Below are 23,982 nucleotides of genomic sequence, written 5' to 3' on the forward strand. Positions count from 1 at the left end.
GAAAGCAGTCGAGCAAGCTCGACTCTACGAAGCACGACGTTACCCGCCAAACAGCTTCTGCGCGCTCTGGAAGAGGATCCAGCTGGTGGCGATGAACTTGTCGCCGCCCTGCGGCCGGTTGCCGCGATGGGTGTGGGTGAACGCCGTGGGCGCGATCAACAGGCTGCCGGTGCGCGGTGCGATCTTGCGTCCCTGGAACAGGAACTCGGTCTCGCCCTCCTCGAAATCGTCGTTGAGGTACAGCGTCCACAACACATGCCGATGCAGCGTTTCCGCCTGCGCATCCTTCGGATAGAGCTCGCAATGCCAGTACGGGTAACCACCCTCGCCCGCCGCATACCACTGCAGGTTGATCGCACCCGGGCGCAGGCAGGTGCGGGCCAGCTCGGCCAGCTGTTCGGGCGCCATGTCGGGGAAATCCTCGGCTGACAGTCGGCGCGGCTGACCGTTGCTGTCCTGGATCTGCAACATCAACGGTGCGATCAATGCCTGTGGATAACGGCGTAGATAAGTCTGCAGCCCGGCGAAAACCGCCTGTTGCAGCAGGGTGTCCACGTCGCGCCAGGCATCCAGGCCGCTGATGCGCAGATCCTTGCTGTGCTTGAGTTCGGGGAACACACCACTGCCTACCGCACCGGGTTTCAGGCCCTGGCTGCTGCGCATGCGGGCGACGATGGCGGCGCACACGTCACTGGGGACGGCGTTGTGGATGACTTCGATGAAATCGACCGGGCCCGGCTCGTGCATGCATGCAATCCTTCGGCGGCAAGGGCTTGATGGTGCCGTTTGCCGCCGCTGCTGTCACCCCGCGGTCATGTCATCGCACTGCCATGACCGCTGTAGGGATGGCCGCCATCAAGCGGTCTTCGCGTCATGCTCCTGGTGATAACGCACCGCTTCGGCCACTTCCTCGCGCGAGCCGAGGAACACCGGCACGCGTTGGTGCAGGTGGTTGGGCTGCATGTCGAGGATGCGCTCGCGACCCGTCGATGCGGCGCCGCCGGCCTGTTCAACCAGCAGGCCCATCGGGTTGGCTTCGTACATCAGGCGCAGCTTGCCGGCCTTGTCCGGTTCCTTCTTGTCCCACGGGTAGATGAAGATGCCGCCGCGGGTGAGGATGCGATGTACGTCGGCGACCATGCTGGCGATCCAGCGCATGTTGAAGTTCTTGCCGCGCGCGCCTTCCTTGCCGGCCAGCAGGTCCTGCACGTAGCCCTGCATCGGTGCTTCCCAGTGGCGCTGGTTGGACATGTTGATGGCGAACTCCTGGGTGGCCGCCGGAATCTGCATGTTCTCGGTGGTCAGCACGAACTCGCCGGTCTCGCGGTCCAGGGTGAAGGCATGCGTGCCGTGGCCGACGCTGAGCACCAGCTGGGTGCTGGGCCCGTAGATGCAGTAGCCGGCGGCAATCTGCTTGCTGCCCGGCTGCAGGAAGGCTTCATCGCCCGGGAGTTCGACGTTGGTCGGGCAGCGCAGCACCGAGAAGATGGTGCCGACGGAGACGTTGACGTCGATGTTGGAGCTGCCATCGAGGGGATCGAACAGCAGCAGGAAATCGCCGCGCGGGTAGATGTCCGGCACCGGCTGGCTGTGGTCCATCTCTTCCGATGCGCAGGCGGCGAGGTGGCCGCCCCAGGCGTTGGCTTCCAGCAGGATCTCGTTGCTGATGACGTCCAGCTTCTTCTGCGCTTCGCCCTGCACGTTGCCGGTACCGGCTTCGCCGAGCACGCCGCCAAGGGCGCCCTTGCTGACGGCGATGGAGATGCTGGTGCAGGCGCGGGCGACCACGGCGATCAGCTGGCGCAGGTCGGCGTTGATGCGGCCGGCGTGCTGTTCCTGGATCAGGAAGCGGGTCAACGAAGTACGGGACATGAGCGGGCAGGTCTCGGCAGCGGGAAAACGCCTATTGTCGCTGCTGTGAGCGGCGCGTGCGTGATTGGTTTGAGGCGAAATCGTTTACAGGGGCGTTGCGCTGGTGGCGCCTTCCTATTGTCGAGGCGCGCGGGAGGGTCAGGCTGCGCGGGACACGCCGTGAACCCCCCTTCGGGGTCCGGCCCAGCCGCTGGCGGCTGCGCGTTCGGGCGCTTGCGAGGCATGCCTCGCAGGCAAAGCGCCCTCACCCATGGGGGCTCGTAGGCGCCATCCATGGCGCCTGCGGTCCCGCGCAGCCTGACCCTCCCGCGCGCTTCAGGGTTCGCCGCGAGCGCGGGGCGGGTGTCAAAGGCAGAGCAAAAACAAAGGCGCCTTTCGGCGCCTTTGTTTTAGTACTTTGCGGTGTTGCTTCAGCCCTTGGCGACGGTGGCCACGGCCTTGGCGACGTATTCCAGGTTGTTCTGGTTCAGCGCGGCCACGCAGATGCGGCCGGTGCCGACGGCGTAGATGCCGAACTCGTCGCGCAGGCGTTCGACCTGCTCACGGCTCAGGCCGGAGTAGGAGAACATGCCGGCCTGTTCGTTGATGAAGGCGAACTGCGGGGCACCGGCGGCGGCGAGCTTTTCGACCAGGCCCTGGCGCAGGGCGTGGATGCGCTCGCGCATCTCGGTCAGTTCCTGCTCCCACATCGCGCGCAGGTCCGGGTTGGTCAGCACGCCGGCCACCAGCGCGGCACCGTGGGTGGACGGGCTGGAGTAGATCGTGCGGATCACGCGCTTGACCTGCGACTGCACGGCCTTCGCGTCAGCGGCGGTCGGAGCGACCATCGACAGCGCACCCACGCGTTCGCCATACAGGGAGAACGACTTGGAGTACGAGTTGGCAACGATGAAGCTGTCGATGCCGGCTTCGGCGATGATGCGCACGGCGGCGCCATCCTGCTCGATGCCCTTGTCGAAGCCCTGGTAGGCCATGTCGATGAAGGGGAACAGCTGCTTGTCCTTCAGGACTTCGGCCACCTGCTTCCACTGGCTGACGGTGAGGTCGGCGCCGGTGGGGTTGTGGCAGCAGGCGTGCAGCAGCACCACGGTGCCGGCCTGCAGCTTCTGCAGATCGGCCAGCATGCCGTCGAAATCCACGCCATGGGTGGCGGCGTCGAAGTAGGTGTACTCGACCACGTCGAAGCCAGCGGCACCGAACACCGCGCGGTGGTTTTCCCAGCTCGGGTTGCTGATGGCGATGGTGGCGTGCGGCAGCAGCTTCTTCAGCACGTCGGCGCCGACGCGCAGCGCACCGCTGCCACCGACGGTCTGTGCGGTGGTGACGCGGCCGGCGGCCAGCAGCGGCGAGTCCTTGCCGAACACCAGTTCACGGGTCGCCTGCGTGTAGGCAGGCAGGCCGTCGATCGGCAGGTAGCCACGCGGTTTGGCTTCGGTGGCGAGCTGCTGCTCGATCTGCTTGACGGCGCGAAGCAGCGGAATGCGGCCGCTCTCGTCGTAGTAGATGCCCACACCCAGGTTGACCTTGGTCGGGCGGCTGTCGGCGTTGTACGCCTCGGTCAGGCCCAGGATCGGGTCGCCCGGGACCAGTTCCACGTTTGCAAAGAAGGACACGGCAGTACTCGTTCTATTTGAGGGGGAGAAGAAGCGCGGGTCGTGAAGCAGCGGCCGTCGGCCACAGCCATGCCATCGTAACAAAGCGTGCCACCCGCGCGGCGGCCATCGTCACGCCACAGCCCGTACCATGGCGTGTTGTTTCCCCGCCGTGCGTGTAGCTGAACGATGAACGATTCCCTGGCGCCCCGCCGCCTGCCCCTGCTGATTGCCCTGTTGCCGTTGCCGGTGCTGGCCCAGAACGCCGCCGACCCTGCCCCGCAGCAGCTGCCGACCGTGGAGGTGCAGGCCGCGCGCGTGCAGGGCATCGATCCGTTCGCGTTGCCGGCCAGCCAGGACACGGTGTGGGTGGGCGACGACCGCAGCGGGCCCGGGGTGCAGGTGTCCGAGGCGCTGGCCGGGGTGCCTGGGGTGCTGGCCCGTGATCGCCAGAACTATGCGCAGGACACCCAGCTGTCGATCCGCGGCTTCGGTGCGCGCTCCACCTTCGGCGTGCGCGGCGTGCGGGTGCTGATCGATGGCGTGCCGGCCACCATGCCTGATGGCCAGGGCCAGCTGTCGCACGCCAGCCTGCTTGGTGCCGAGCGCATCGAGGTGCTGCGCGGCCCGTTCTCCGCCCTGTACGGCAACTCCTCCGGCGGCGTGCTGCAGGTGTGGAGCGCGCAGGGCCAGGCCGGCGATCCGTGGCGGCTGCGGGTGAACGCCGGTGCCGACAACACCGTCAGCGTCGGCGCGCAGCTGCGCGGTGCCGGCCCGGTGATCGACTACAACATCGCCGCCAACCACTTCCACACCGACGGCTGGCGCGACCACAGCGAGGCGCGGCGTGAGTCGCTCAACGCACGGCTGGGCGCTGAAGTCGGCGGCGGCCGCCTGGAGCTGCTGCTCAACGCGCTGGATGCCCCCGATGCGCAGGACCCGTTGGGCCTGACCCGTGCCCAGGTGGCAGCCAACCCGCGCCAGGCCACGGCCGTGGCCGAGCAGTACAACACCCGCAAATCGGTGCGGCAGCAGCAGGCCGGCCTGCGCTGGACCCGCGAAAGCGGCGCCCAGCGCTGGCAGCTGATGGGCTACGCCGGGCAGCGCGCGGTGACCCAGTTCCTGCCGATTCCGCCCACCGCGCAGGCCAACCCGCTGCACGCCGGCGGCGTGATCGACCTGGACGGCGGCTATGGAGGCATGGACGCGCGCTGGGGCTGGAACGGCGACCTGGCCGGGCGCCCGCTGGACGTGGTGGCGGGCATCAGTGCCGACCGCCAGCGCCAGCACCGCACCGGCTACGAGAACTTCGTCGGCAGCACCCTGGGCGTGCGCGGCCGCCTGCGCCGCGACCAGATCGACACCGTGCAGAACGTCGACCAGTTCGCCCAGGCGTGGTGGCAGTGGAGCCCGCGCTGGTCGCTGCTGGCCGGTGTGCGCCACAGTGCCGTGCGCTTCGAGTCCGATGACCGCTACATCACCGGCAGCAACCCCGACGACAGTGGCCGCCGCCGCTACCAGGCGACCACGCCGGTGGCCGGGGTCAGCTTCGAGGCGACCCCGCAGTGGCGCCTGCACGCGGCGGTCGGACGCGGCTTCGAGACCCCCACCTTCAACGAACTGGGCTACCGCAGCGACGGCCAGGCCGGCCTGGCGCTGGACCTGTCGGCCGCGCGCAGCCGCAACATCGAGGTCGGCAGCAAGTGGCATGCGCAGAACGGAACCCAGCTCGATATCAGCGTGTTCCGCGCCGTTACCGACGACGAGCTGGCCGTTGCCAGCAATACCAATGGCCGCAGCACCTACCGCAACATCGGCCGTACCCGCCGCAAGGGCGTGGAACTGCAGTACCAGCGGCCGCTCGCCGAGCAGTGGGAACTGCAGCTGGCCTGGACCTGGCTGCAGGCACAGGTGCGTTCGCCGTACCTGACCTGCGGTGGCAGCGGTTGCCGCGTGCCCGACACGGTGGTGGCGGCCGGCAGCCGCCTGCCCGGCGTGCCGCGGCAGCAGGCCTTCGCCCGCCTGCAGTGGTCGCCCGGCGACTGGCAGTGGGCGCTGGAAGCCAATGCCAGCAGCGACACGGTGGTGAACGACCTGGCCACCGAGCGCGCGCCCGGCTACACCGTGCTGAACCTGGAAGCCGGGCGCCGCTGGACCCTGCCCGGCGGTGACCTGCGTGCCTTCGCGCGGCTGGACAACCTGCTCGACCAGGCCTACATCGGCTCGGTGATCGTCAACGATGGCAACGGCCGTTTCTACGAGCCGGGCCCGGACCGGCGCGCCAGCGTGGGCCTGCAGTGGTCGTGGCGCTGATGCGCCTGCTCGGCGGCGCCAGTGGAGCCAGCGCTACGCTGGCTCCACTGGCGCCAGCGGCCTCAATCCGGCGCCTTGGCCGGTACGAAGGGTGAGGTCGGGTCACTGGCCGGAAACGTCTCTTCCAGGGCCTGGTCCTGGTTGTCACTGGCATGCTGCTTGCGCTCGCGGCGCTTGAGCGGGCTCTCCTGGCCGCCGCGGTTCCGGTCGCCACAGTCCTTCCTGTCCAGTGCCGCCTGTTCAACCTCGCGTTTCACTGGCAGACGCGGGTCGTCCTGCTGCGCGGCCTGCGGACTACGCGGGTCGGGATGCACCGGGTGATTTCCGGCATCGACGAAGGGGGCGCCGGTGCCGCGGAAATCGGCTTCATCATTGTCGTGCTTGGCGCGCTGCTCGCCAGCCACGGGCGGTGTCGTTTCGCGCAGCGGGTCACGGGAGGTATCTCGGTTCATGGCGGTCATTTCTCGCTGGGCGGGACGTCCACTTAACTCTTGTGGAGGTAAAGCCACCGCGAACCCCGCGTCATGAACACCTCTGTCACCGGTGCATAACAGCGTGGCGCGTATCCCTGCCAGCCCAGACACTGATGCAGGACCCCGCCATGGCCCGCCTGGAACGACCCGCACCGACCGTCTTCAACGCGCTGCTGGACCCGTTGTTAGCGCGCAGCCCCAAACGGGGATCCCGCCGCCACCCGGATCCGCAAGCGGTGGCGCAGGACTATCTGCAATACATGCTGACTGACTATGAGGCGCGTCGCGGCCACGGCCAGCGCAACTGGCGTGACCTGTGCCCGGTCTACGCCTTCGCCCTGACTACCCATGCGGCCGACTGGCCCCGCGGAGGTGATGTGGATACGTGCGAGGAGCTGGCCGCGCACTGGGATCAGATGCGAGGGCAGTCACGCCTGGATTGGGCGCAGGCGTGGCCCGTGGTGGAGGATGCCTGGCGCGCCCTGGACCACATTCCAGCCACCGCCGTGAGGCCGTTGCTGCAGTAGTGGCGGCCATTCCGCCTCCACGCGCCCGACACGGTCGTTTCACGGCGGGCCACCGAAGCTGGGTGCCCATGCTGACTGCTCAGGTACGCCCATGGCCCGCCCGATCTGGACTGGTACCCTCTCCTTCGGCCTGCTGAACGTGCCGGTCTCGCTGATGTCCGGCGAACGCAAGGTCGACCTGCAGTTCCGCATGCTCGATTCGCGCGACCGCAAGCCGATCCGCTTCGAACGTGTCAACGCCGATACCGGCGAGGAAGTGCCGTGGAAGGACATTGTCAAAGCCTTCGAGTACGACAAGGGCAGCTACGTCGTGCTGGAAGAAGGCGACATCCGCTCGGCCGCGCCGGAGAGCCATGAGACGGTGGAGGTGGAATCGTTTGTCGACGCCGCGCAGATCGATCCCCGCTACTTCGAAAAGCCCTACCTGCTGGTGCCGGGCAAAAAGGCCGAGAAAGGTTACGTGCTGTTGCGCGAGACGCTGCGCAGCACAGGCAAAGTGGGTATCGCCCGGGTAGTCGTGCGCACGCGCGAATATCTCTGTGCAGTAATGCCCAATGAAGACGCACTGGTGTTGATGATCCTGCGCTACCCGCAGGAACTGGTCGATCCGGAGGACTACAAACTGCCTACCGGCAGTCTTTCCGATTACAGGATCACCAGCAAGGAAACCGCGATGGCCGAACAGTTGATCGAATCGATGGCCGGTGACTGGGATCCCACGCAATACCACGATGAATTCCGCGAGCGCCTGCAGCAGGTGTTGAACAAGCGCATCAAGACCAAGGGTGGCACCACCCAGGTGGAAGAGGAGCCGGTGGCGCGCGAGGATGCCAGCACCAACGTGGTGGACTTCATGGCGCTGCTGCAGAAGAGCCTGGATGCCAACAAGCGCACGCCGGCGAAGAAGACCGCGACGCGCAAGGCACCGGCGAAGAAGGCTGCGAAGAAAGCCACGAAGAAGACCGCCGGCAAGGCCGCCAAGGCGACGAAGAAGGCCGCACCGCGCCGCAAGGCAGGCTGAGCCATGTCGCTGCATCAGTACCGCCGCAAGCGCCGTCTTGGCGGTGGCAGCGGGCAGACGCCGGAGCCGGATGATGGCCCGGCCGCGGGCAACCCGAAGCGGCGCCCGCAGTTCGTCATCCAGCTGCACCATGCCAGCTCGCGGCACTACGATTTCCGCCTGGAAATGGACGGCGTGCTGAAGAGCTGGGCGGTCCCGAAGGGCCCGTCGCTGCGGGTGGGCGAGAAGCGCCTGGCGGTGGAAGTGGAGGACCATCCGCTGTCCTACGCCGGCTTCGAAGGAGATATTCCCGAAGGCCACTACGGCGCCGGCCACGTGCAGGTGTTCGACCATGGCAGCTGGGCCTGCGAAGGCGACCCGTTGCAGGCGCTGGCCGATGGCAAGCTCGACTTCGTGCTGCATGGGCAGCGCTTGAGTGGCGGCTGGAAGCTGGTGCGCACGGCCATGAAAGGGCGGCAGGTGCAGTGGCTGCTGATCAAGCGTGACGATGCCGACGCGCGCGACGCCGAAGCGGATGATCTTGTGGGGAGAGCCATGCCTGCACCCAGGGCCGCAGCAAAGAAGGCGAAGAAGGCAACGCACGCGGCACCCCGCAAGGCAGACGCACGCTGGCACGCCCGCGCGTTGAAGCTGGCCGGCGCACGCGACCATCCGTATCCGCGCGGCTTCAAGCCGCAGCTGACCGATCACCGCGACACCGCACCCGATGGCGAACGCTGGCTGCATGAGATCAAGTGGGATGGCTATCGCCTGCTGGCCGACCTGCACGACGGTGAGCTGAAACTGCGCTCGCGCAATGGCCTGGACTGGACCGACGACTTCCCCGAAGTCGCCCAGGCCGTGCGCGCGCTGCCGGTGCGTGATGCGCGCCTGGACGGCGAGCTGGTCGTGCTCGACAAGCAGGGTCGCAGCGACTTCGCGGCCCTGCAGCGTGTCATCGATGGCAGCTCGAAACAGCCGCTGCGCTACATCGTGTTCGATCTGCCCGGCGTTGCCGGCGTTGACATCAGCCGCGCGCCGCTGCTGGAACGCAAGGCCCTGCTCAAGGACCTGATCGGACCGGAGCCGGGCACGCTGGCCTACAGCGAACATGTGCTCGACCATGGCCCTGCGGTATTCGCCGCCAGCGGCGAGGCCGGCTTCGAAGGCATCGTCAGCAAGCAGGTCGATGCGCCCTACGTGAACGCCCGCGCGCGCAGCTGGGTGAAGGTGAAGCACGAGGACACCGACGAATTCGTCATCGTCGGCCACACCGCGCCCAAGGGCAGCCGGGTCGGCTTCGGTTCGCTGCTGCTGGCCACGCCCGACGCCGGCGGCCTGCGCTATGTGGGTCGGGTTGGCACCGGCTTCGACGATGCGGCGTTGAAGGCACTGAGCAGCGCGCTGGCACCGCTGGCGGTGAAGAAAGCGGTGCTGGAGCTGCCGGCGCATGTTCCCTTCCGCGCGGCCAGCGTGCGCTGGGTGAAACCGGTGGTGGTGGCCGAAGTGGCATTCCGTGGCTGGGGCAAGGAAGGGCTGCTGCGCCAGGCCAGCTTCAAGCGCCTGCGCAGCGATAAACAGACGCAGGATCTGGGCGCGGCGCAGGCCACGGGTGGCGACGATGCAGCGGTGGCCATCAGCCATCCGCAACGGGTGGTGTACCCGCAGCGCAGGCTCAGCAAGGGCGACGTGGCCGACTACTACCGGCAGATGGCGCGCTGGATCCTGCGGGAGATCGCCGGCCGCCCGCTGTCGCTGCTGCGCTGCCCGGATGGCGTCGGCAAGGCCTGCTTCTTCCAGAAGCATCATGGCGCCGGTCTGGGCGACGCCGTGCATGCGGTGCCGCTGAAACAGAAGAGCGGCCGCGAGGACTACGTCTACATCGATGACGCGCGCGGCCTGCTGCAGCTGGTGCAGATGAACACTCTGGAGCTTCACCCGTGGGGCGCGACGATCGAGGATCCCGAGCATCCGGACCGCCTGGTGTTCGATCTGGACCCCGGCGACGGCGTGAGCTGGGCGCAGGTGAAATCGGGCGCGCGCGATGTGCGCGACCGCCTGCTGCAGGTCGGCCTGCAGAGCTTCGTGCGGCTGTCCGGCGGCAAGGGCGTGCACGTGGTGGTGCCGCTGCAGCCGAAGGCCGGCTGGGAGCAGGTCAAGGCGTTCTGCGAAGCCTTCGCCCAGGCGATGGCCCTGGAACAGCCCGACCGCTACGTGGCGACGATGAGCAAGGCCAGGCGCGGGGGCGTGATCTTCATCGACTGGCTGCGCAATACGCGCGGCGCCACCAGCGTGTGTTCGTGGTCGCTGCGTGCGCGGGAGAGCGCAGGCGTGGCGGTGCCGCTGCGCTGGGAAGAGCTGGCGAGAGTGGGCGCCGCCGATGCGTTCCCGATGGACAAGGCGTTGGCCCGCGCTAAGCGCCTGAAGGACGACCCGTGGCGCGGGATGGAGCGGTTGCAGCAGGTGTTGCCGACCGGTAATCGGTAGCGCCGGGCCACGCCCGGCGAGCGCGCAGCGCGGATACGTTGCCTTTCGCCGGGCACGGCCCGGCGCTACCAGATCAATGCGGCGTGGCTCAGAAGTCCGCGCGGATGCCGAAGGTGACGCGGCGGCCGGAGAACTCGTACTGGGTCGGGAACGCCTTGTCGATCGTGTAACCGCTGGTCTTCTCGTCCAGCAGGTTGATCGCTTCCAGGTTCAGCTTCCAGGTGTCATTGAGGCGGAAGCCGATCGAGGCATCCAGCTGGCCATAGGCATCGCGGTAGACCGGATACATGTTCAGGTGGATGTACTCGACGTACTTGTCCTTGTAGTTGTACGAGGCGCGTGCGCTGAAGCGGTCGTTCTCGTAGTACAGGGTGAAGTTGTACGCCTTCTCGGCCAGGCCTTCCGGCGGGGTCGGGATGTCCAGGTCCGACGCACCGGTCAGCGAGTTGTCCAGCTGGGTGTAGTTGGCGTTGATGCCCCAGCCTTCCAGTGCCGGATGCAGCATCGACAGCGGCAGCTGCGCGACCAGCTCGACGCCGGTGACCTTGTAGGAACCGTCGGCGTTGACCGGCTGGTAGACCTCGAAGTCGTAGTAGCCGTCCAGCGAACCGTTGGCGTTGAGCTTCTCGACGTTCGGCACGATGCCGGTCAGCGACTGCCGCACCACGCCGTCGATCTTCTTGGAGAAGTACGACGCGGCCAGCAGGCCACCGTTCTGCAGGTACTTCTCCAGGCCCACTTCCCACTGCTTGGTGGTGGTCGGCTTCAGCGCCGGGTTGCCGTCCATGAAGCGGAAGCTGCTCCAGCTGACGGTGCGGCGGTAGGCGATGTCGGTCAGCGACGGACGCATCAGCGTTTCCGAGGCGGCACCGCGCAGCACCAGGCCGTCGGCGATCTCGGCGGTCATGTTGAAGCTGGGCAGGATCTTGCTGTAGTCGCCGCTGCTGGAAATCGGCGTCGGCGTGTAGCCGTTGCTGCCATCGGCGTTCTGCACCGGGTGGAAGCCGGCCGAGTCGACATCGGTGTCGATCGAGCGCACGCCCAGGTTGGCGTACACCGGTACGGTGCCGATGTCGAAGTAGAAGTCGGCCATGGCATACAGCGCCAGGGTCTTCTCCTTCACCTCGTAGTACTGGCCCGGATCGATCGGGGTTTCATAGCCCGGGTAGCGGAACGTGGCGCGCGCATAGGCGTTGGACACCTGCTGCCAGTCCAGGTCGCTGGGGCGATACGCACCACCCGGTGCCAGCTGGCTGATCCACACCGGGTTGCTGTCGGCTAGCGTGCGCGTGTTGACCCACGCGGCGCTGCCGGCGGTCGGGCCCTGGATCTTGCCGCTGCCGAACTCGCGTTCCTTGGTCTTGTCGGTGTAGCGCGCGCCGAACTGCACGCCGCTCAGTGCCGGGAAGAAGGCCAGGTTCATCTGCCGGCGCAGGTCGAGCTGCGCGGCGTACTTGTCATCCTTCACCTTCTCCAGCTCGGTTTCGTACGCTTCGAACAGGTACTTGTCCGCGGCGTTGTACATGTCGAAACCGCCGGTGGTGCTCGGCACGGTCGCGCCGCCGTCGCTGGTCCAGCGCGTGCGCGACGGCGCGTAGGCCACGTGCTTGAGGTTGGCGTAGTCCGAATCCTTGCGTGCGCCGGAATAGCCGATCAGCGCGTCGATGTCCCAGCCACCCACCTTCCAGTCCAGCTTGCTGCTGAACTGACGGTAGTCGGTGTTGGCGTTGCGTTCCTTGCTGAGGATCTCGTGCTGGGTGGCGGTGTAGGACACGTCCTTCAGCACGGTGATGCCGTAGGCCGACAGCGTGTCGCTGTCGTAGTCGTGGATGGTGTCCAGCGTGCTGCGGCTGGACGCCGAGTACGCCGCGGCATCGTACTCGTCCTCGTGCGTGTCATAGCCGCCGAGCATCGCATCGAAGCTGAGCGAGAACGTGTCGCTGGGCTTGAACTGCAGCGACGCGGTGGCGCCCCACTGGTCCTGCTCGTTGAGGTAGACGCGGTCGCCGACCTTGTCCTGGAAGATGATGCGGCTGGTCTCGTCCTTGTCCATGCGGTCCTGCACGACGATGCCGGCATCACGCGCCAGCACGGCGGCAGCCTGCGAACCACGCGTGCCCGACGCTTCCAGGAAGCGGCCCATGGGACGGAAGTTGATGCCCGAGTTGGAGTCGGTGCGGTTGGTGCGCTTGGCCTTGGAGAACGACACCAGGCCGCCCCAGTCACCCCAGGTGTCACTGGCGAGGAAGGAGATCTTCGGGTCGATCTTGCCGTTGATCGAGTTGTGCGAGGCTTCGGCCGAGGCACTGAACCTCGGCTCGGGGAAGTCGAACGGCTTGGCCGTTTCGATGTAGACCGAACCGGCGATGCCACCTTCCTCGTCGGCGGCGGTCGGCGACTTCTGCACGGTGACCGTCTGCACCACGTCGGCGGCGAAGATGTCGAACTGCACGTCGCGCCCGCCACTACCCGAAGCGGTGGCCAGGTTGTTGATCGAGACCAGGGTGAACTCGCTGGGCAGGCCGCGCACGCTGACCTTGCTGCCCAGGCCCTTGTTGCGCTCGATGGTCACGCCCGGCATGCGCTGCAGCGCTTCGGCGAGGTTCTGTTCCGGGAAATCGGCGACGTCGGTGGCGACGATCGAATCGGAGAAGCCAATGTTGGCGCGCTTGAGGTCGACCGCGCGTTCCAGGCTCTTGGCATAGCTGCCGGAGACAGTGACGGTGTCCAGCTGCTGCAGCTGTTCGCGGGTATCGCCATCGGCGGCTTCTTCAGCCATTGCATCGATGGGCAGTACGGCGAGGCCGCCGATCAGCACCGCATGCACGGCGCGGGACAAAAGCTTCGCATGGGGGGCCGCAGCGGCGGCCTCCCGGTTCTGGTAACGCATCGGATGATTTCCCGGTTCCCTGTGGTGACTTACGCCGCGCCTGCCCGTGTTCCGTGGGTGCAGGCCCCTGCGCCGCGTTGCCGACGTTCGGCGGGCACCGAGCCTAGGGGGGAATTGTTAAGCCTGTGTTGCGCTGCGGGACGGACGACGACCAAACCACCAGCCACCGAGCAGCTGCACCGGCAGCGACACCAGCAGCGCGATGGCGAACCAGCGCGGGAAATCGCCGCCCATCACCCACAGGCCGTAGCCGCTGCCGAGTACCAGCAGGGTCCAGATCGAGGTGCCGTGCGCACGCGGCCAGCACGGTGCGTAGTAGGTGGCAAAGGCGATGCCGGCGATGCCGCCGAGCACGGTGAAGGCCAGGTCCCAGCCCAGTTGCGCTTCGCTGCCGGGGTGCAGGCCGAACAACGACGGCAGCCAGCCGCCGGCGCTGCTGACCAGGGCCAGCGCGAGCAGCGCGCCGACCAGGGCGACGACGGACAGGAAAACGGTCTTGAGCATCCCGGGCATGCCGTCATTGTACGGCGCTCCGGGCTGCGCAGAGTCGAGCTTGCTCGACTGCTCTGTTCCGTGCGGCTGCAGTCGAGCAAGCTCGACTCTACAGGGGCTCAGGCCTTGCCGGCGGTCTGCAGCGCGGCGAATTCCTCGTCGCTGAACAGCCGCGAGCGCACCAGGAAGCGCACGCCTTCGCCGTTCTCCAGCGAGAACATGCCGCCGCGCCCGGGCACCACGTCGATGATCAGCTGGGTGTGCTTCCAGTATTCGAACTGCGAGGGACTGATATGGAACGGCGCGCCGCCGATCTCGCCCAGGCAGACATCGCGATCACCGACGATGAAGTCGTCCTGCGCGAAGCACATCGGCGAGGAGCCATCGCAGCAGCCGCCGGACTGGTGGAACATCAGCGGGCCATGGCGCGCGCGCAGCCTGTCGATCAGCTGCAGCGCCGCGAGGGTGGCGATGACCTGGTGCGGAAGTTCGTTCATGAGTGCCTCGTCCGGGGTCAGAGCCCTCCACTCCTGGCGGAGTGGGAGGGAACCGACCCCTTGCAGGGTACCGTTGCACGGCCGCCGCGTCCGCGGGAGAGGGGGACGGGCGCGGCAGCCATGCGCGGGATGATCAGGCGGCGAAGTCCAGCACCACGCGGCCCTCGATGGTGCCGGCGTGCATGCGCGCGAACACCTCGTTGATGTTTTCCAGGCGGTCCGTGCTGACCGTCGCCGCGACCTTGCCTTCGGCAGCGAACTGCAGCGATTCCTGCAGGTCCAGGCGGGTGCCGACGATCGAGCCGCGCACGGTCACGCCGTTCAGCACCATGCCGAAGATGTCCAGCGGGAAGTTGCCCGGCGGCAGGCCGTTCAACGACACCGTGCCGCCGCGGCGGACCATGCCAAGCGCCTGTTCAAAGGCCTTGGGCGATACCGCGGTGACCAGCGCACCATGCGCGCCGCCGATCTCCTTCTTCAGGAACGCGGCCGGATCGGTGGTGCGCGCGTTGACGGTGACCTGCGCGCCCAGCCGCCGGGCCAGGGCCAGCTTGCCGTCGTCGACATCGATGGCCGCCACGTTCAGGCCCATTGCACGTGCGTACTGCACCGCCATGTGGCCCAGGCCGCCGATGCCGGAGATCGCCACCCAGTCACCGGGCTTGGTATCGGTGACCTTCAGGCCCTTGTAGACGGTCACGCCGGCGCACAACACCGGCGCGATCTCCACGAAGCCCACTTCCTTCGGAAGCAGGCCGACATAGTTGGCATCGGCCAGTGCGTACTCGGCGAAGCCGCCGTTGACCGAGTAGCCGGTGTTGCGCTGCGTTTCGCACAGCGTTTCCCAGCCACCCAGGCAGTGTTCGCAATGGCCACACGCCGAGTACAACCAGGGGATGCCGACCCTGTCGCCTTCCTTGACGTGCCCTACCCCGCCTCCCACGGCCACGACGTGCCCCACGCCCTCGTGGCCGGGGATGAATGGCGGGTTCGGTTTCACCGGCCAGTCGCCCTCGGCGGCGTGCAGGTCGGTGTGGCAGACGCCACAGGCCTCGATTCTGACCAGGACCTCGCCCGCCCCCGGGCGCGGTACCACGACTTCCTCGATGACCAGCGGCTTGCCGAACTCACGGACGACGGCAGCCTTCATGGTTCTATTCATGCGGGTTACTCCGTAGTGCGCTTGCAGACAGGATGGCGCGGGCCCCATGCCCGCGCCTTGATCCCGATCAATCCATCAGAAGAAGCCCAGCTTCTTCGGCGAGTAGCTGACCAGCAGGTTCTTGGTCTGCTGGTAATGGTCGAGCATCATCTTGTGGTTCTCGCGGCCGATGCCCGACTGCTTGTAGCCACCGAACGCCGCGTGCGCCGGGTAGGCGTGGTAGCAGTTGGTCCACACGCGCCCGGCCTGGATGGCGCGGCCCATGCGGTACAGGCGCGAGGCATCGCGGCTCCACACGCCGGCACCGAGGCCGTACAACGTGTCGTTGGCAATCTGCAGCGCTTCTTCCTCGGTCTTGAAGGTGGTCACCGCCACCACCGGCCCGAAGATTTCCTCCTGGAAAATGCGCATGCGGTTGTGGCCCTTGAACACGGTGGGCTTCACGTAATAGCCGCCGGCCAGCTCGCCGCCGAGCGTGTTCTGCTCGCCCCCGATCAACACTTCGGCGCCTTCCTGCTTGCCGATGTCGATGTAGGAAAGAATCTTCTCCAGCTGCTCGGACGACGCCTGCGCGCCGATCATGGTGTCCGGATCGAGCGGGTCGCCCTGCCTGATCGCGGCCACGCGCTTGAGCACGCGTTCCATGAAGCGCTCGTAGATCGATTCCTGCACCAGCGCACGCGACGGGCAGGTACACACCTCGCCCTGGTTCAGCGCGAACAGCACGAAGCCTTCCACCGCCTTGTCGAGGAAATCATCGTCCTCGGCCATCACGTCGGCGAAGAAGATGTTGGGTGACTTGCCGCCCAGTTCCAGCGTCACCGGGATCAGGTTCTGGCTGGCGTACTGCATGATCAGGCGGCCGGTGGTGGTTTCACCGGTGAAGGCGATCTTGGCGATGCGCGGGTTGCTGGCCAGCGGCTTGCCCGCTTCCAGGCCGAAGCCGTTGACGATGTTGAGCACGCCCGGCGGCAGCAGGTCGCCGATGATCTCCATCAACACCAGGATCGAGGCCGGGGTCTGTTCGGCCGGCTTGAGCACCACGCAGTTGCCGGCGGCCAGTGCCGGGGCCAGCTTCCATGCGGCCATCAGCAGCGGGAAGTTCCACGGAATGATCTGCCCGACCACGCCCAGCGGCTCGTGGAAGTGGTAGGCCACGGTGTCCTTGTCGATCTCCGAGAGGCTGCCTTCCTGCGCGCGTACGGCGCCGGCGAAGTAGCGGAAGTGGTCGACCATCAGCGGGATGTCGGCGTTGAGCGTCTCGCGGATCGGCTTGCCGTTGTCCCAGGTCTCGGCGCGCGCGATCAGCTCCAGGTTCTGCTCGATGCGGTCTGCGATGCGGTTGAGGATGTTGGCGCGCTCGGTGGTGGAGCGCTTGCCCCAGTCATCCTTGGCGGCGTGCGCGGCATCCAGCGCGGCCTCGATGTCTTCGGCATTCGAGCGCGCCACCGAGGTGAGCACCTTGCCGGTGATGGGCGTGGTGTTGTCGAAGTACTGGCCGCTGCGCGGGGCCACCCACTGGCCGCCGATGTAGTTGTCGTAGCGGGGCTTGAACAGGGCGCTGGGGTCGGCCGGGTCGGTCGAGGGCGAGGCAACGGCATTCATCGTGGGCACTCCTTGGATGGCCCGGACAACCCGGGGCCTGCCTCCCCTACCGCAACGAGCGTGCCAACCGCGCGCGTGCTGCGGCGCGTCACGGGCTGCGGCAGCGCAGTTGCTGGCGGCCCCCGCGTGGAATGCGGCGGCGCACCAGCAGTCGTCATCGCAACTGAAGCGCGGATGTGCTTTTAATCGGAACAGTGCCCGCAACAACTGTCGCAGAATGCGACACAGGAGCGTCAGGGTGTCCCAGCCGATTCTTCCCGAGCGCGTAGGTGGCGCGCGTCGTGCCTTCTTCGAGCGCGGCGCATCGCCGGCCGGGGCGGTGCCCGATGCCATCCTGCAGTCATGGCGGCGCTGCCAGCGCCAGGGCCTGTCGGTGGACGCGCGTCCCGACGTGGCCCCGGTACCCGAGCTGTCGCTGCGTGAACTGCGCCAGCGCCGCGAGCGCCTGTGGCGGCTGGCCCGTCCCGAGCTGGAAGGGCTGGCAAGCTCGCTGGCCAGCAGCGATGGCATCGTGCTGCTCACCGACGAGGAAGGCTGGGTACTGGACGCCGAGGGCAGCAACAGCTTCCTCGACCGCGCCGGACAGGTCGCGCTGATGCCGGGGGTGCGCTGGGACGAAGGTACGGTCGGTACCAATGCCATCGGCACGGCCATCGTCGAAGGCCGTGCCCTGCAGGTGCGCGGCGGCGAACACTTCTTCGCCCCGCACGGCATCCTGACCTGCTCGGCCACGCCGATCTTCGATCCGTTCGGGCAGCGCGTCGGCGTGCTGGATATTTCCGGCGATGCGCGCCACGCCCACCTGCATGCGCTGGCGCTGGGCCGCCACGCGGTGGACCAGATCGAGCACCGCTATTTCGCCGACGGGCTGGATGACTGCGAGCTGCTGCACCTGCATGCGCAGCCGCTGTTGCTGGGCAGCCCGCGCGAAGCCCTGCTCGGCTTCCGCAACGGCCGGCTGGTGGCCGCCAACCGGGTCGGCCTGGGATTGTTCGGGCTGGACCGCCACGACATCGGCCACGCGTCCTACGAGGCCCTGTTCGACCAGCCGCTGTCGCGCCTGCATGACGACGGCATGCTGCTGGACCGGCAGGGGCGTGCGCTGTACGGCCACAGCGACGGCAGGCGGCACACGCGTGCCGCTGGCGCCGTGGTTGCGCGCACGCCCCGCGTGGCCCCTGCCGCCGCCGCGCCCGCGCTGCTGGCGGCACCCGGCACGGTGCTGGCGGCGCCGGTGCAGCAGCAGCTGCGCCAGGCGGTGCGGGTGCTGGATGCGGGGCTGCCGGTACTGGTGCAGGGCGAAACCGGCACCGGCAAGGAAGTCTTCGCGCGCGAGCTGCATCGCCGCTGCGCGCGTGCCGGCCAACCGCTGGTGGCGGTGAACTGCGCGGCACTGCCTGAAGGCCTGATCGAAGCCGAACTGTTCGGCTACGAGGAAGGCGCGTTCACCGGCGCGCGCCGGCAGGGCAGTACCGGCCTGCTGCGGCAGGCGCAGGGCGGCGTGCTGTTCCTGGATGAGATCGGCGACATGCCGTTGGCCCTGCAACCGCGCCTGCTGCGCGTGCTGCAGGAACGCGAGCTGTCACCGCTGGGCGGTGGCCGCCCGGTGAAACTGGACTTCGCCCTGGTCTGTGCCAGCCACTGCGACCTGCAGCAGGCCGTGGCCGAGGGGCGCTTCCGGGCTGATCTCTACTACCGCGTTGCCGATCATGTCGTGCATCTGCCGGCCCTGCGTGAGCTGGACGAACGCGGTGCCCTGCTGCAGGCGCTGTGGTCACCGATGGCGCAGGGTCGCGTGCTGCAGGCCGAGGTGCTGCAGGTGCTGCAGCGGCAGCGCTGGCCAGGCAACCTGCGCCAGCTGCAGGCCTGCCTGCGCACGCTGGTGGCGTTGAGCGACCCGGGTGAGCAGATCACGCCTGCGCACTTGCCTGCCGAACTGCTGAAGGTGCCGATGGTACAGGCGGCCAACGCCAGCACTGCATCGGGCGGGCTGCGTGACATCGCCGAGGACGCGATGCGGCAGGCCCTGCAGGACGCCGACGGCAATGTCACCGCCGCAGCCAGGCAGCTGGGCATCAGCCGCAGCACCCTGTACCGGCGCCTGGGCCAACCCGCCGCGCGCTGAGCACGCGCGGCGGGCCTGGTAGAGTGGGGGGGGGGGGGGGGGGGGGGGGGGGGGGGGGCCCCGCGGCGCGGGCCCCCCCCCCCCGCCCCCCGCGCGGGCCCCCCCCGCCCCGGGCCTGGTAGAGTCGAGCTTGCTCGACTGCTGTTCGCCAGAAGCCAGTCGAGCAAGCTCGACTCTACGACGCGACGGCCGTCGCGCAGGGGCGACGGCCACCCGCGCGCCGGTCAGCCGGCCAGCACCGCTGCTTCGCGGGCCAGGCGCTCGATGCTGTCCCAGTCGCGCGACTGCATCAGGGCCGCGGTGGTCAGCCACGAACCGCCCACGCACAGCACGTTGGGCAGGTGCAGGAACTGCGGCGCGGTCTGCGCGCTGATGCCACCGGTCGGGCAGAAGCGCACATCGGCGAACGGGCCGTGCCATGCCGACAGCAGCGGCGCGCCGCCGGACTGTACCGCCGGGAAGAACTTGAACGTATCCAGGCCGGCCTCGAGGCCGAGGATCAGTTCCGAACCGGTGGCCACGCCAGGCAGGTAAGGCAGGTCGGCATCGCGCGCGGCCGCGTACAGCGTCGGCGTCGCACCGGGCGACACCGCGAAGCGCGCGCCGGCGGCCTTGGCCGCGTCCATCTGCGCCGGGGTCAGCACCGTGCCGGCACCTACCACCGCATCGGGTACCGCTTCGACCATCGCCTTGATCGCGTCCAGCGCACGCGGCGTGCGCAGGGTCACTTCGATCACCGGCAGGCCACCGCGGAACAGCGCCTGTGCCACCTGCACCGCATCGTCCACGTCATCGGGGGTGAACACCGGGATCACAGGTGCAAGTTTCAGTACCGCACGTACGCGCGGATCAGCGCCGGACATCGAATCGCTCCTCGCCCACCAGGGCCAGTACGTCAGCTTCGCTGACGGGGTTGAAATCGCCGGGGATCGAGTGCTTCAGTCCACCGGCGGCCAGGCCGAAACGCACGGTGGCGTCGGCATCGAAGCCGGACAGGATGCCATGCAGGATGCCCGCGGCGAATGCATCGCCACCGCCGATGCGGTCGACGATGCCCTGCAGCTGGCGCACCGGTGCCTGGGCGCGGGTGCCATCGCGGCCCAGCAGCAGCGCGCCCAGCGCATGGTGGTCGACGCTGAGGGCCTGGCGCTGGGTGCACGCCATCCACTGCAGCTGCGGGAAAGCGGCAAACGCCGCAGCGGCCGCGGCCTCGACCTTGGCCACCACGTCGGCCTGCTCGAAGCGCTGGCCGAGGATGACTTCGATGTCGCGGTAGTCGGCGAAGACGATGTCGGCCTGGGCGAACAGCTCGTGCAGGATCGCCTGCGCATCGCCACCCCAGCGCTGCCACAGCTTGGGCCGGAAGTTGCCATCGAAGGACACGCGCACGCCCAGCGCACGCGCCGCGCGCGCCGCCGCCAGGGTGGCCTGGGCCACGTCGGGGCCGAGCGCCGGGCTGACCCCGGACAGGTGCAGCCACTGCGCGCCCTGCAGCAGCACCGGCCAGTCGTAGTCGGCCGCGGTGCTGCGCGCGAAGGCGGAGTCGGCGCGGTCATAGACCACTTCGCTGGCGCGCTGCACCGCGCCGGTGGTCAGGAAGTACAGGCCCATGCGCCCGTCCGGGTCCTGCCGCACGCTGCGCGTGTCGACTCCGTGCCGGCGCAGTTCACCCAGCACGTGGGCGCCCAGTGCGTTGCCGGCCACGGTGCTGACCATGGCGACCTCATGTCCAAAGCGGGACAGCGAGACACCCACGTTCGCTTCCGCCCCGCCCACGTGCACCTGCAGCTGCGGCGACTGCATCAGCAGTTCGTTACCCGGTGCGCCCAGGCGCAGCAGCAATTCCCCGAAACATACGACACGACCCATTTCCGCTCCCTTACGCTGGCCGCCAGCAGCAACTGCTGGGCGGCGTGGAATCGCGCCACGCACCCGCGTGGCGGTTGACCATCGGTGTCATCAAGAAACCGACCGGCCGTGGGCACAGCCTATCAAACTGTCGGAACCATTGTCCCGCAAGCGTCTTGGAGACATTACAGGTCTGTTGCGGTGCAAGATGCCGCCGAGGGAACGTGCTGTTACCGTCGGCTCTGACCAGCGGTGTCATTCCGCTGAAACACTCGCGAGACCAGACCTTTGGGAGAGGGGAAAGGCATGCATTCTCGGAACCACGCAAAAAAGACACCGGTTACCTTGCTCGCCATGGCGGTCAGCCTGGCCCTGTCGGCAGGCGCCGCTGCCCAGCAGCAGAGCGAGGCGCCCAGCGCCACCAACCTGGATACGGTGAACGTCACCGGCTACCGCGCCAGCGTGGAGAAGGCGCTGGACATCAAGCGCAGTGAATCCGGCGTGGTCGATGCCATCGTGGCCGAAGACATCGGCAAGTTCCCCGACCTCAACCTGGCCGAGTCGCTGCAGCGCATCCCGGGCGTGGTCATCACCCGCGAGGCCGGTGAAGGCCGCAACATCTCGGTACGTGGCCTTGGCCCCGATTTCACCCGCGTGCGCATCAACGGCATGGAAGCGCTGACCACGGTCGGCGCCGGTGACCAGAGCGGCGGCACCAACCGCGGCCGCGGCTTCGACTTCAATGTGTTCGCCTCGGACCTGTTCTCGCAGCTGATCGTGCGCAAGACCGCCTCGGCCGACATCGAGGAAGGCTCGCTGGGTGCCACGGTCGACCTGCGCACGGCGCGGCCGTTCGACTACGACGGCTTCACCTTCGCCGCCAGCGGCCAGGCCAGCTACAACGGCATGGCCGAAAAGGCCGACCCGCGGCTGTCCGCGCTGATCTCCAACACCTTCGCCGATGGCACCTTCGGCGCACTGCTGTCGGTGGCCTACTCCGAGCGCCAGGCGCTGGAAGAAGGCTCCAACACCGGGCGCTGGGCCAACGGCCCGAGCAACGGCAACTTCTCCGCCGCCTCGCCGTTCGCCGCTGCACGCGCGGCCGATGTCTTCCACCCGCGCTTCCCGCGCTACGTGCAGATGGAACACGAACAGAAGCGCCTGGGCGTGACCGGCTCGCTGCAGTGGAAGCCGAGCGATGCCACCGAGATCTCGCTGGACGCCCTGTACTCCAAGATCGACGCCACCCGTGACGAGCAGTACATCGAAGCGATCTCCTTCAGCCGCGGCACCAGCACCACGCCGCGCCTGGTGGGCAAGCCGAGCACCATCGTCAAGAACGGCGAGATTCGCGACAACGCGCTGCTGTACGGCGAATTCGACAACGTCGACATCCGTACCGAGAACCGCCACGACGAGTGGAGCACCGAGTTCAAGCAGCTCAGCCTGAACGGCCAGCACCGCTTCGGCGATGACTTCACCCTGTCCGGCAAGATCGGCATCTCGCGCTCCAAGCACGAGAACCCGGTGCAGACCACGGTCATCATGGACAAGTACGACGTCAAGGGTTACAGCTACGACTACCGTGGCAACAGCCGTTTCCCGGTCATCAACTACGGCATCAATCCGACCGATCCCAGTGGCTGGGAACTGGCCGAGATCCGCCTGCGTCCGCAGTACGTGGACAACGATTTCGACACCGGCCAGCTGGACTTCAACTGGAACATCAGCCCCGGTTTCCGCCTGAAGGGCGGCGTGCTGGCCAAGGACTACACCTTCAAGACCACCGAGCTGCGCCGCGCCAGCGAACTGGCCGTGCCCACCTTCGCCGATGGCACGAAGATCGTGCCGGTGGACCTGACCAGTCAGGCCGGCCTGAAGGGCATCCAGGGCAGCCCGTCGAACTGGGTGGTGCCGGACCTGGATGCGATCGCCGAGCAGTTCGACATCTACAGCAACAGCGGCACCTTCGCCGTCGCGCCGCGCGCCAACAACGTGCGCAGCGTGGAAGAGAAGGACCGCGGCGCGTGGTTGATGGGCGAGTTCTCCACCGAGCTGGGCTCGCTGCCGCTGTCGGGCAACTTCGGCGTGCGCTACGTGCGCACCAAGCAGTCGTCCACCGGCCTGTCCACGCTGTCCACCGGCACCGCGCAGACCACCGTCAGCCGCAGCTACGACGACACCCTGCCCTCGTTCAACCTGGTGGCCGAAGTCACCCCGGACTTCCTGATCCGCCTCGGCGCGGCCAAGGTGATGAGCCGCCCGGGCCTGGGCAGCCTGACCCCGGGCGCGACCGTGGCAGTGGCCGGCGGTGCGCGCACCATCTCCAGCGGCAACCCGACGCTGGACCCGATCCGCGCCACCAACGTCGACCTCGGCTTCGAGTGGTACTTCACCGAAGGCGCGATGGCCGGCATCGGCCTGTTCTACAAGGACATCGAGAGCTTCGTGCAGACCACCCGCGAAGTCCGTCCCTTCAGCGACAGCGGCCTGCCCGAATCGCTGCTGGCCGGCACCGGCGCGTCGGCCAGCGATGACTTCACCTATACCCGTCCGGTCAACACCCCCGGTGGCGAACTGCATGGCGTGGAAGCCAACTACACCCAGCCCTTCAGCTTCCTGCCGGGCAAGTGGTCGAACCTGGGCGTGCAGCTGAACTACACCTGGGTGGAATCGAAGATCCAGTACCTGAACTCCGCTGGCCAGCCGGTGATGAAGACCGACCTGACCGGTCTGTCCAAGTCGTCCTGGAACGCGACGCTGTTCTACGAAGGCGAAACCTTCGCCGGCCGCGTCTCGGCCACCAACCGCGATGACTACCTGACCCAGGCACCGGGCCAGGAAACCGGCTTCAACCTGGATGGCTACCACGGCATGACCGGCACCACGGTCATCGATGCGTCCATCCGCTACAAGATCAGCGAGCAGCTGGAACTGAGCCTGGAAGGCATCAACCTGACCAACGAAGCGTCGGACGAGTGGGTGTACTCGCCGCTCACCGGTCGCCTGCCGCTGCAGTACACCGAAACCGGCCGCCAGTTCCTGCTGGGCGTGCGCTACAAGTTCTGACCGCTGACGCGGGGGGGGGGGGGGCCCCCC

At 67.7% G+C, this 23,982-nt stretch carries 17 protein-coding genes; 6 read left to right on the top strand and 11 right to left on the bottom strand.

What is annotated here, in order from left to right:
• Window positions 1-39: 39 nt before the first annotated feature.
• The 3 genes from IAE56_RS02215 to IAE56_RS02225 form a co-directional block, all read right to left on the bottom strand.
• Entirely contained in the window at window positions 40-747 is a 708-nt protein-coding gene (locus IAE56_RS02215) for a 2OG-Fe(II) oxygenase (RefSeq protein ID WP_108767151.1), read from the bottom strand.
• A 108-nt stretch (window positions 748-855) separates the two neighbouring features.
• Window positions 856-1,872: a class 1 fructose-bisphosphatase gene (locus tag IAE56_RS02220; RefSeq protein WP_164073003.1), complete on the bottom strand. Its 1,017-nt coding sequence runs from the start codon at window positions 1,870-1,872 to the stop codon at window positions 856-858.
• Between the two features lie 410 nt (window positions 1,873-2,282).
• Entirely contained in the window at window positions 2,283-3,485 is a 1,203-nt protein-coding gene (locus tag IAE56_RS02225; protein WP_116863655.1) for an amino acid aminotransferase, read from the bottom strand.
• A 168-nt stretch (window positions 3,486-3,653) separates the two neighbouring features.
• Here IAE56_RS02225 and IAE56_RS02230 point away from each other — a divergent pair, with 168 nt between their 5' ends.
• Window positions 3,654-5,777, top strand: coding sequence for a TonB-dependent receptor (locus IAE56_RS02230; RefSeq protein WP_200751301.1), 2,124 nt, complete (start codon window positions 3,654-3,656; stop codon window positions 5,775-5,777).
• 62 nt (window positions 5,778-5,839) lie between these two features.
• Here IAE56_RS02230 and IAE56_RS02235 read toward each other — a convergent pair whose 3' ends face one another.
• Window positions 5,840-6,229, bottom strand: coding sequence for a hypothetical protein (locus IAE56_RS02235; protein ID WP_164073001.1), 390 nt, complete (start codon window positions 6,227-6,229; stop codon window positions 5,840-5,842).
• Between the two features lie 149 nt (window positions 6,230-6,378).
• Between IAE56_RS02235 and IAE56_RS02240 the strand changes: the two genes are divergently transcribed.
• The 3 genes from IAE56_RS02240 to ligD all read left to right on the top strand — a co-directional run bounded on the left by IAE56_RS02240 (window position 6,379) and on the right by ligD (window position 10,264).
• Window positions 6,379-6,777, top strand: coding sequence for a hypothetical protein (locus IAE56_RS02240; RefSeq protein ID WP_200751302.1), 399 nt, complete (start codon window positions 6,379-6,381; stop codon window positions 6,775-6,777).
• Window positions 6,778-6,868: 91 nt separating this feature from the next.
• Window positions 6,869-7,798, top strand: coding sequence for a Ku protein (locus tag IAE56_RS02245; protein ID WP_164072999.1), 930 nt, complete (start codon window positions 6,869-6,871; stop codon window positions 7,796-7,798).
• A gap of 3 nt (window positions 7,799-7,801) precedes the next feature.
• Window positions 7,802-10,264 carry a DNA ligase D gene (gene ligD / locus IAE56_RS02250; protein WP_200751303.1) on the top strand — a complete coding sequence of 821 codons (2,463 nt, stop codon included), beginning with the start codon at window positions 7,802-7,804 and terminating at the stop codon, window positions 10,262-10,264.
• A gap of 88 nt (window positions 10,265-10,352) precedes the next feature.
• On the opposite strand, the gene IAE56_RS02255 is transcribed toward ligD, so the two are convergent.
• The 5 genes from IAE56_RS02255 to adh form a co-directional block, all read right to left on the bottom strand.
• Window positions 10,353-13,154, bottom strand: coding sequence for a TonB-dependent receptor (locus IAE56_RS02255; protein WP_200751304.1), 2,802 nt, complete (start codon window positions 13,152-13,154; stop codon window positions 10,353-10,355).
• Between the two features lie 117 nt (window positions 13,155-13,271).
• Window positions 13,272-13,667, bottom strand: coding sequence for a hypothetical protein (locus IAE56_RS02260; RefSeq protein ID WP_200751305.1), 396 nt, complete (start codon window positions 13,665-13,667; stop codon window positions 13,272-13,274).
• A 98-nt stretch (window positions 13,668-13,765) separates the two neighbouring features.
• Window positions 13,766-14,143: a DUF779 domain-containing protein gene (locus IAE56_RS02265; RefSeq protein ID WP_200751306.1), complete on the bottom strand. Its 378-nt coding sequence runs from the start codon at window positions 14,141-14,143 to the stop codon at window positions 13,766-13,768.
• 133 nt (window positions 14,144-14,276) lie between these two features.
• Entirely contained in the window at window positions 14,277-15,305 is a 1,029-nt protein-coding gene (gene adhP / locus IAE56_RS02270; RefSeq protein WP_116863663.1) for an alcohol dehydrogenase AdhP, read from the bottom strand.
• 75 nt (window positions 15,306-15,380) lie between these two features.
• On the bottom strand, window positions 15,381-16,910 hold the full coding sequence (adh, locus tag IAE56_RS02275) for an aldehyde dehydrogenase (RefSeq protein WP_200751307.1): 1,530 nt from the start codon (window positions 16,908-16,910) through the stop codon (window positions 15,381-15,383).
• Window positions 16,911-17,148: 238 nt separating this feature from the next.
• Here adh and IAE56_RS02280 point away from each other — a divergent pair, with 238 nt between their 5' ends.
• Window positions 17,149-19,035, top strand: coding sequence for a sigma-54-dependent Fis family transcriptional regulator (locus tag IAE56_RS02280; RefSeq protein WP_313051746.1), 1,887 nt, complete (start codon window positions 17,149-17,151; stop codon window positions 19,033-19,035).
• 224 nt (window positions 19,036-19,259) lie between these two features.
• On the opposite strand, the gene eda is transcribed toward IAE56_RS02280, so the two are convergent.
• The gene (eda, locus tag IAE56_RS02285; RefSeq protein WP_108767183.1) at window positions 19,260-19,898 is read right to left on the bottom strand and encodes a bifunctional 4-hydroxy-2-oxoglutarate aldolase/2-dehydro-3-deoxy-phosphogluconate aldolase; all 639 of its coding nucleotides are present in this window, start codon (window positions 19,896-19,898) and stop codon (window positions 19,260-19,262) included.
• A complete protein-coding gene (locus IAE56_RS02290) occupies window positions 19,885-20,904 on the bottom strand; it encodes a sugar kinase (protein ID WP_200751309.1) in 1,020 nt (339 codons plus the stop codon). Before IAE56_RS02290 ends, eda begins: the two co-directional genes overlap by 14 nt.
• Window positions 20,905-21,189: 285 nt before the next feature.
• On the opposite strand from IAE56_RS02290, the gene IAE56_RS02295 reads away from it, so the two are divergent.
• The gene (locus IAE56_RS02295; RefSeq protein WP_200751310.1) at window positions 21,190-23,952 is read left to right on the top strand and encodes a TonB-dependent receptor; all 2,763 of its coding nucleotides are present in this window, start codon (window positions 21,190-21,192) and stop codon (window positions 23,950-23,952) included.
• The last annotated feature ends 30 nt before the right edge of the window (window positions 23,953-23,982 follow it).

This window comes from Stenotrophomonas sp. S41 (assembly GCF_016624625.1).
Classification (GTDB): Bacteria; Pseudomonadota; Gammaproteobacteria; order Xanthomonadales; family Xanthomonadaceae; genus Stenotrophomonas.

Excerpts from the sequence above, each read along its gene's own strand:
- IAE56_RS02215 (WP_108767151.1), bottom strand. The coding sequence starts at position 747 with ATGCACGAGCCGGGCCCGGTCGATTTCATCGAAGTCATCCACAACGCC.
- IAE56_RS02220 (WP_164073003.1), bottom strand. The coding sequence starts at position 1,872 with ATGTCCCGTACTTCGTTGACCCGCTTCCTGATCCAGGAACAGCACGCC.
- IAE56_RS02230 (WP_200751301.1), top strand. The coding sequence starts at position 3,654 with ATGAACGATTCCCTGGCGCCCCGCCGCCTGCCCCTGCTGATTGCCCTG.
- IAE56_RS02235 (WP_164073001.1), bottom strand. The coding sequence starts at position 6,229 with ATGAACCGAGATACCTCCCGTGACCCGCTGCGCGAAACGACACCGCCC.
- IAE56_RS02240 (WP_200751302.1), top strand. The coding sequence starts at position 6,379 with ATGGCCCGCCTGGAACGACCCGCACCGACCGTCTTCAACGCGCTGCTG.
- IAE56_RS02245 (WP_164072999.1), top strand. The coding sequence starts at position 6,869 with ATGGCCCGCCCGATCTGGACTGGTACCCTCTCCTTCGGCCTGCTGAAC.
- ligD (WP_200751303.1), top strand. The coding sequence starts at position 7,802 with ATGTCGCTGCATCAGTACCGCCGCAAGCGCCGTCTTGGCGGTGGCAGC.
- IAE56_RS02255 (WP_200751304.1), bottom strand. The coding sequence starts at position 13,154 with ATGCGTTACCAGAACCGGGAGGCCGCCGCTGCGGCCCCCCATGCGAAG.
- IAE56_RS02260 (WP_200751305.1), bottom strand. The coding sequence starts at position 13,667 with ATGCCCGGGATGCTCAAGACCGTTTTCCTGTCCGTCGTCGCCCTGGTC.
- IAE56_RS02265 (WP_200751306.1), bottom strand. The coding sequence starts at position 14,143 with ATGAACGAACTTCCGCACCAGGTCATCGCCACCCTCGCGGCGCTGCAG.
- adhP (WP_116863663.1), bottom strand. The coding sequence starts at position 15,305 with ATGAATAGAACCATGAAGGCTGCCGTCGTCCGTGAGTTCGGCAAGCCG.
- adh (WP_200751307.1), bottom strand. The coding sequence starts at position 16,910 with ATGAATGCCGTTGCCTCGCCCTCGACCGACCCGGCCGACCCCAGCGCC.
- eda (WP_108767183.1), bottom strand. The coding sequence starts at position 19,898 with ATGTCCGGCGCTGATCCGCGCGTACGTGCGGTACTGAAACTTGCACCT.
- IAE56_RS02290 (WP_200751309.1), bottom strand. The coding sequence starts at position 20,904 with ATGGGTCGTGTCGTATGTTTCGGGGAATTGCTGCTGCGCCTGGGCGCA.
- IAE56_RS02295 (WP_200751310.1), top strand. The coding sequence starts at position 21,190 with ATGCATTCTCGGAACCACGCAAAAAAGACACCGGTTACCTTGCTCGCC.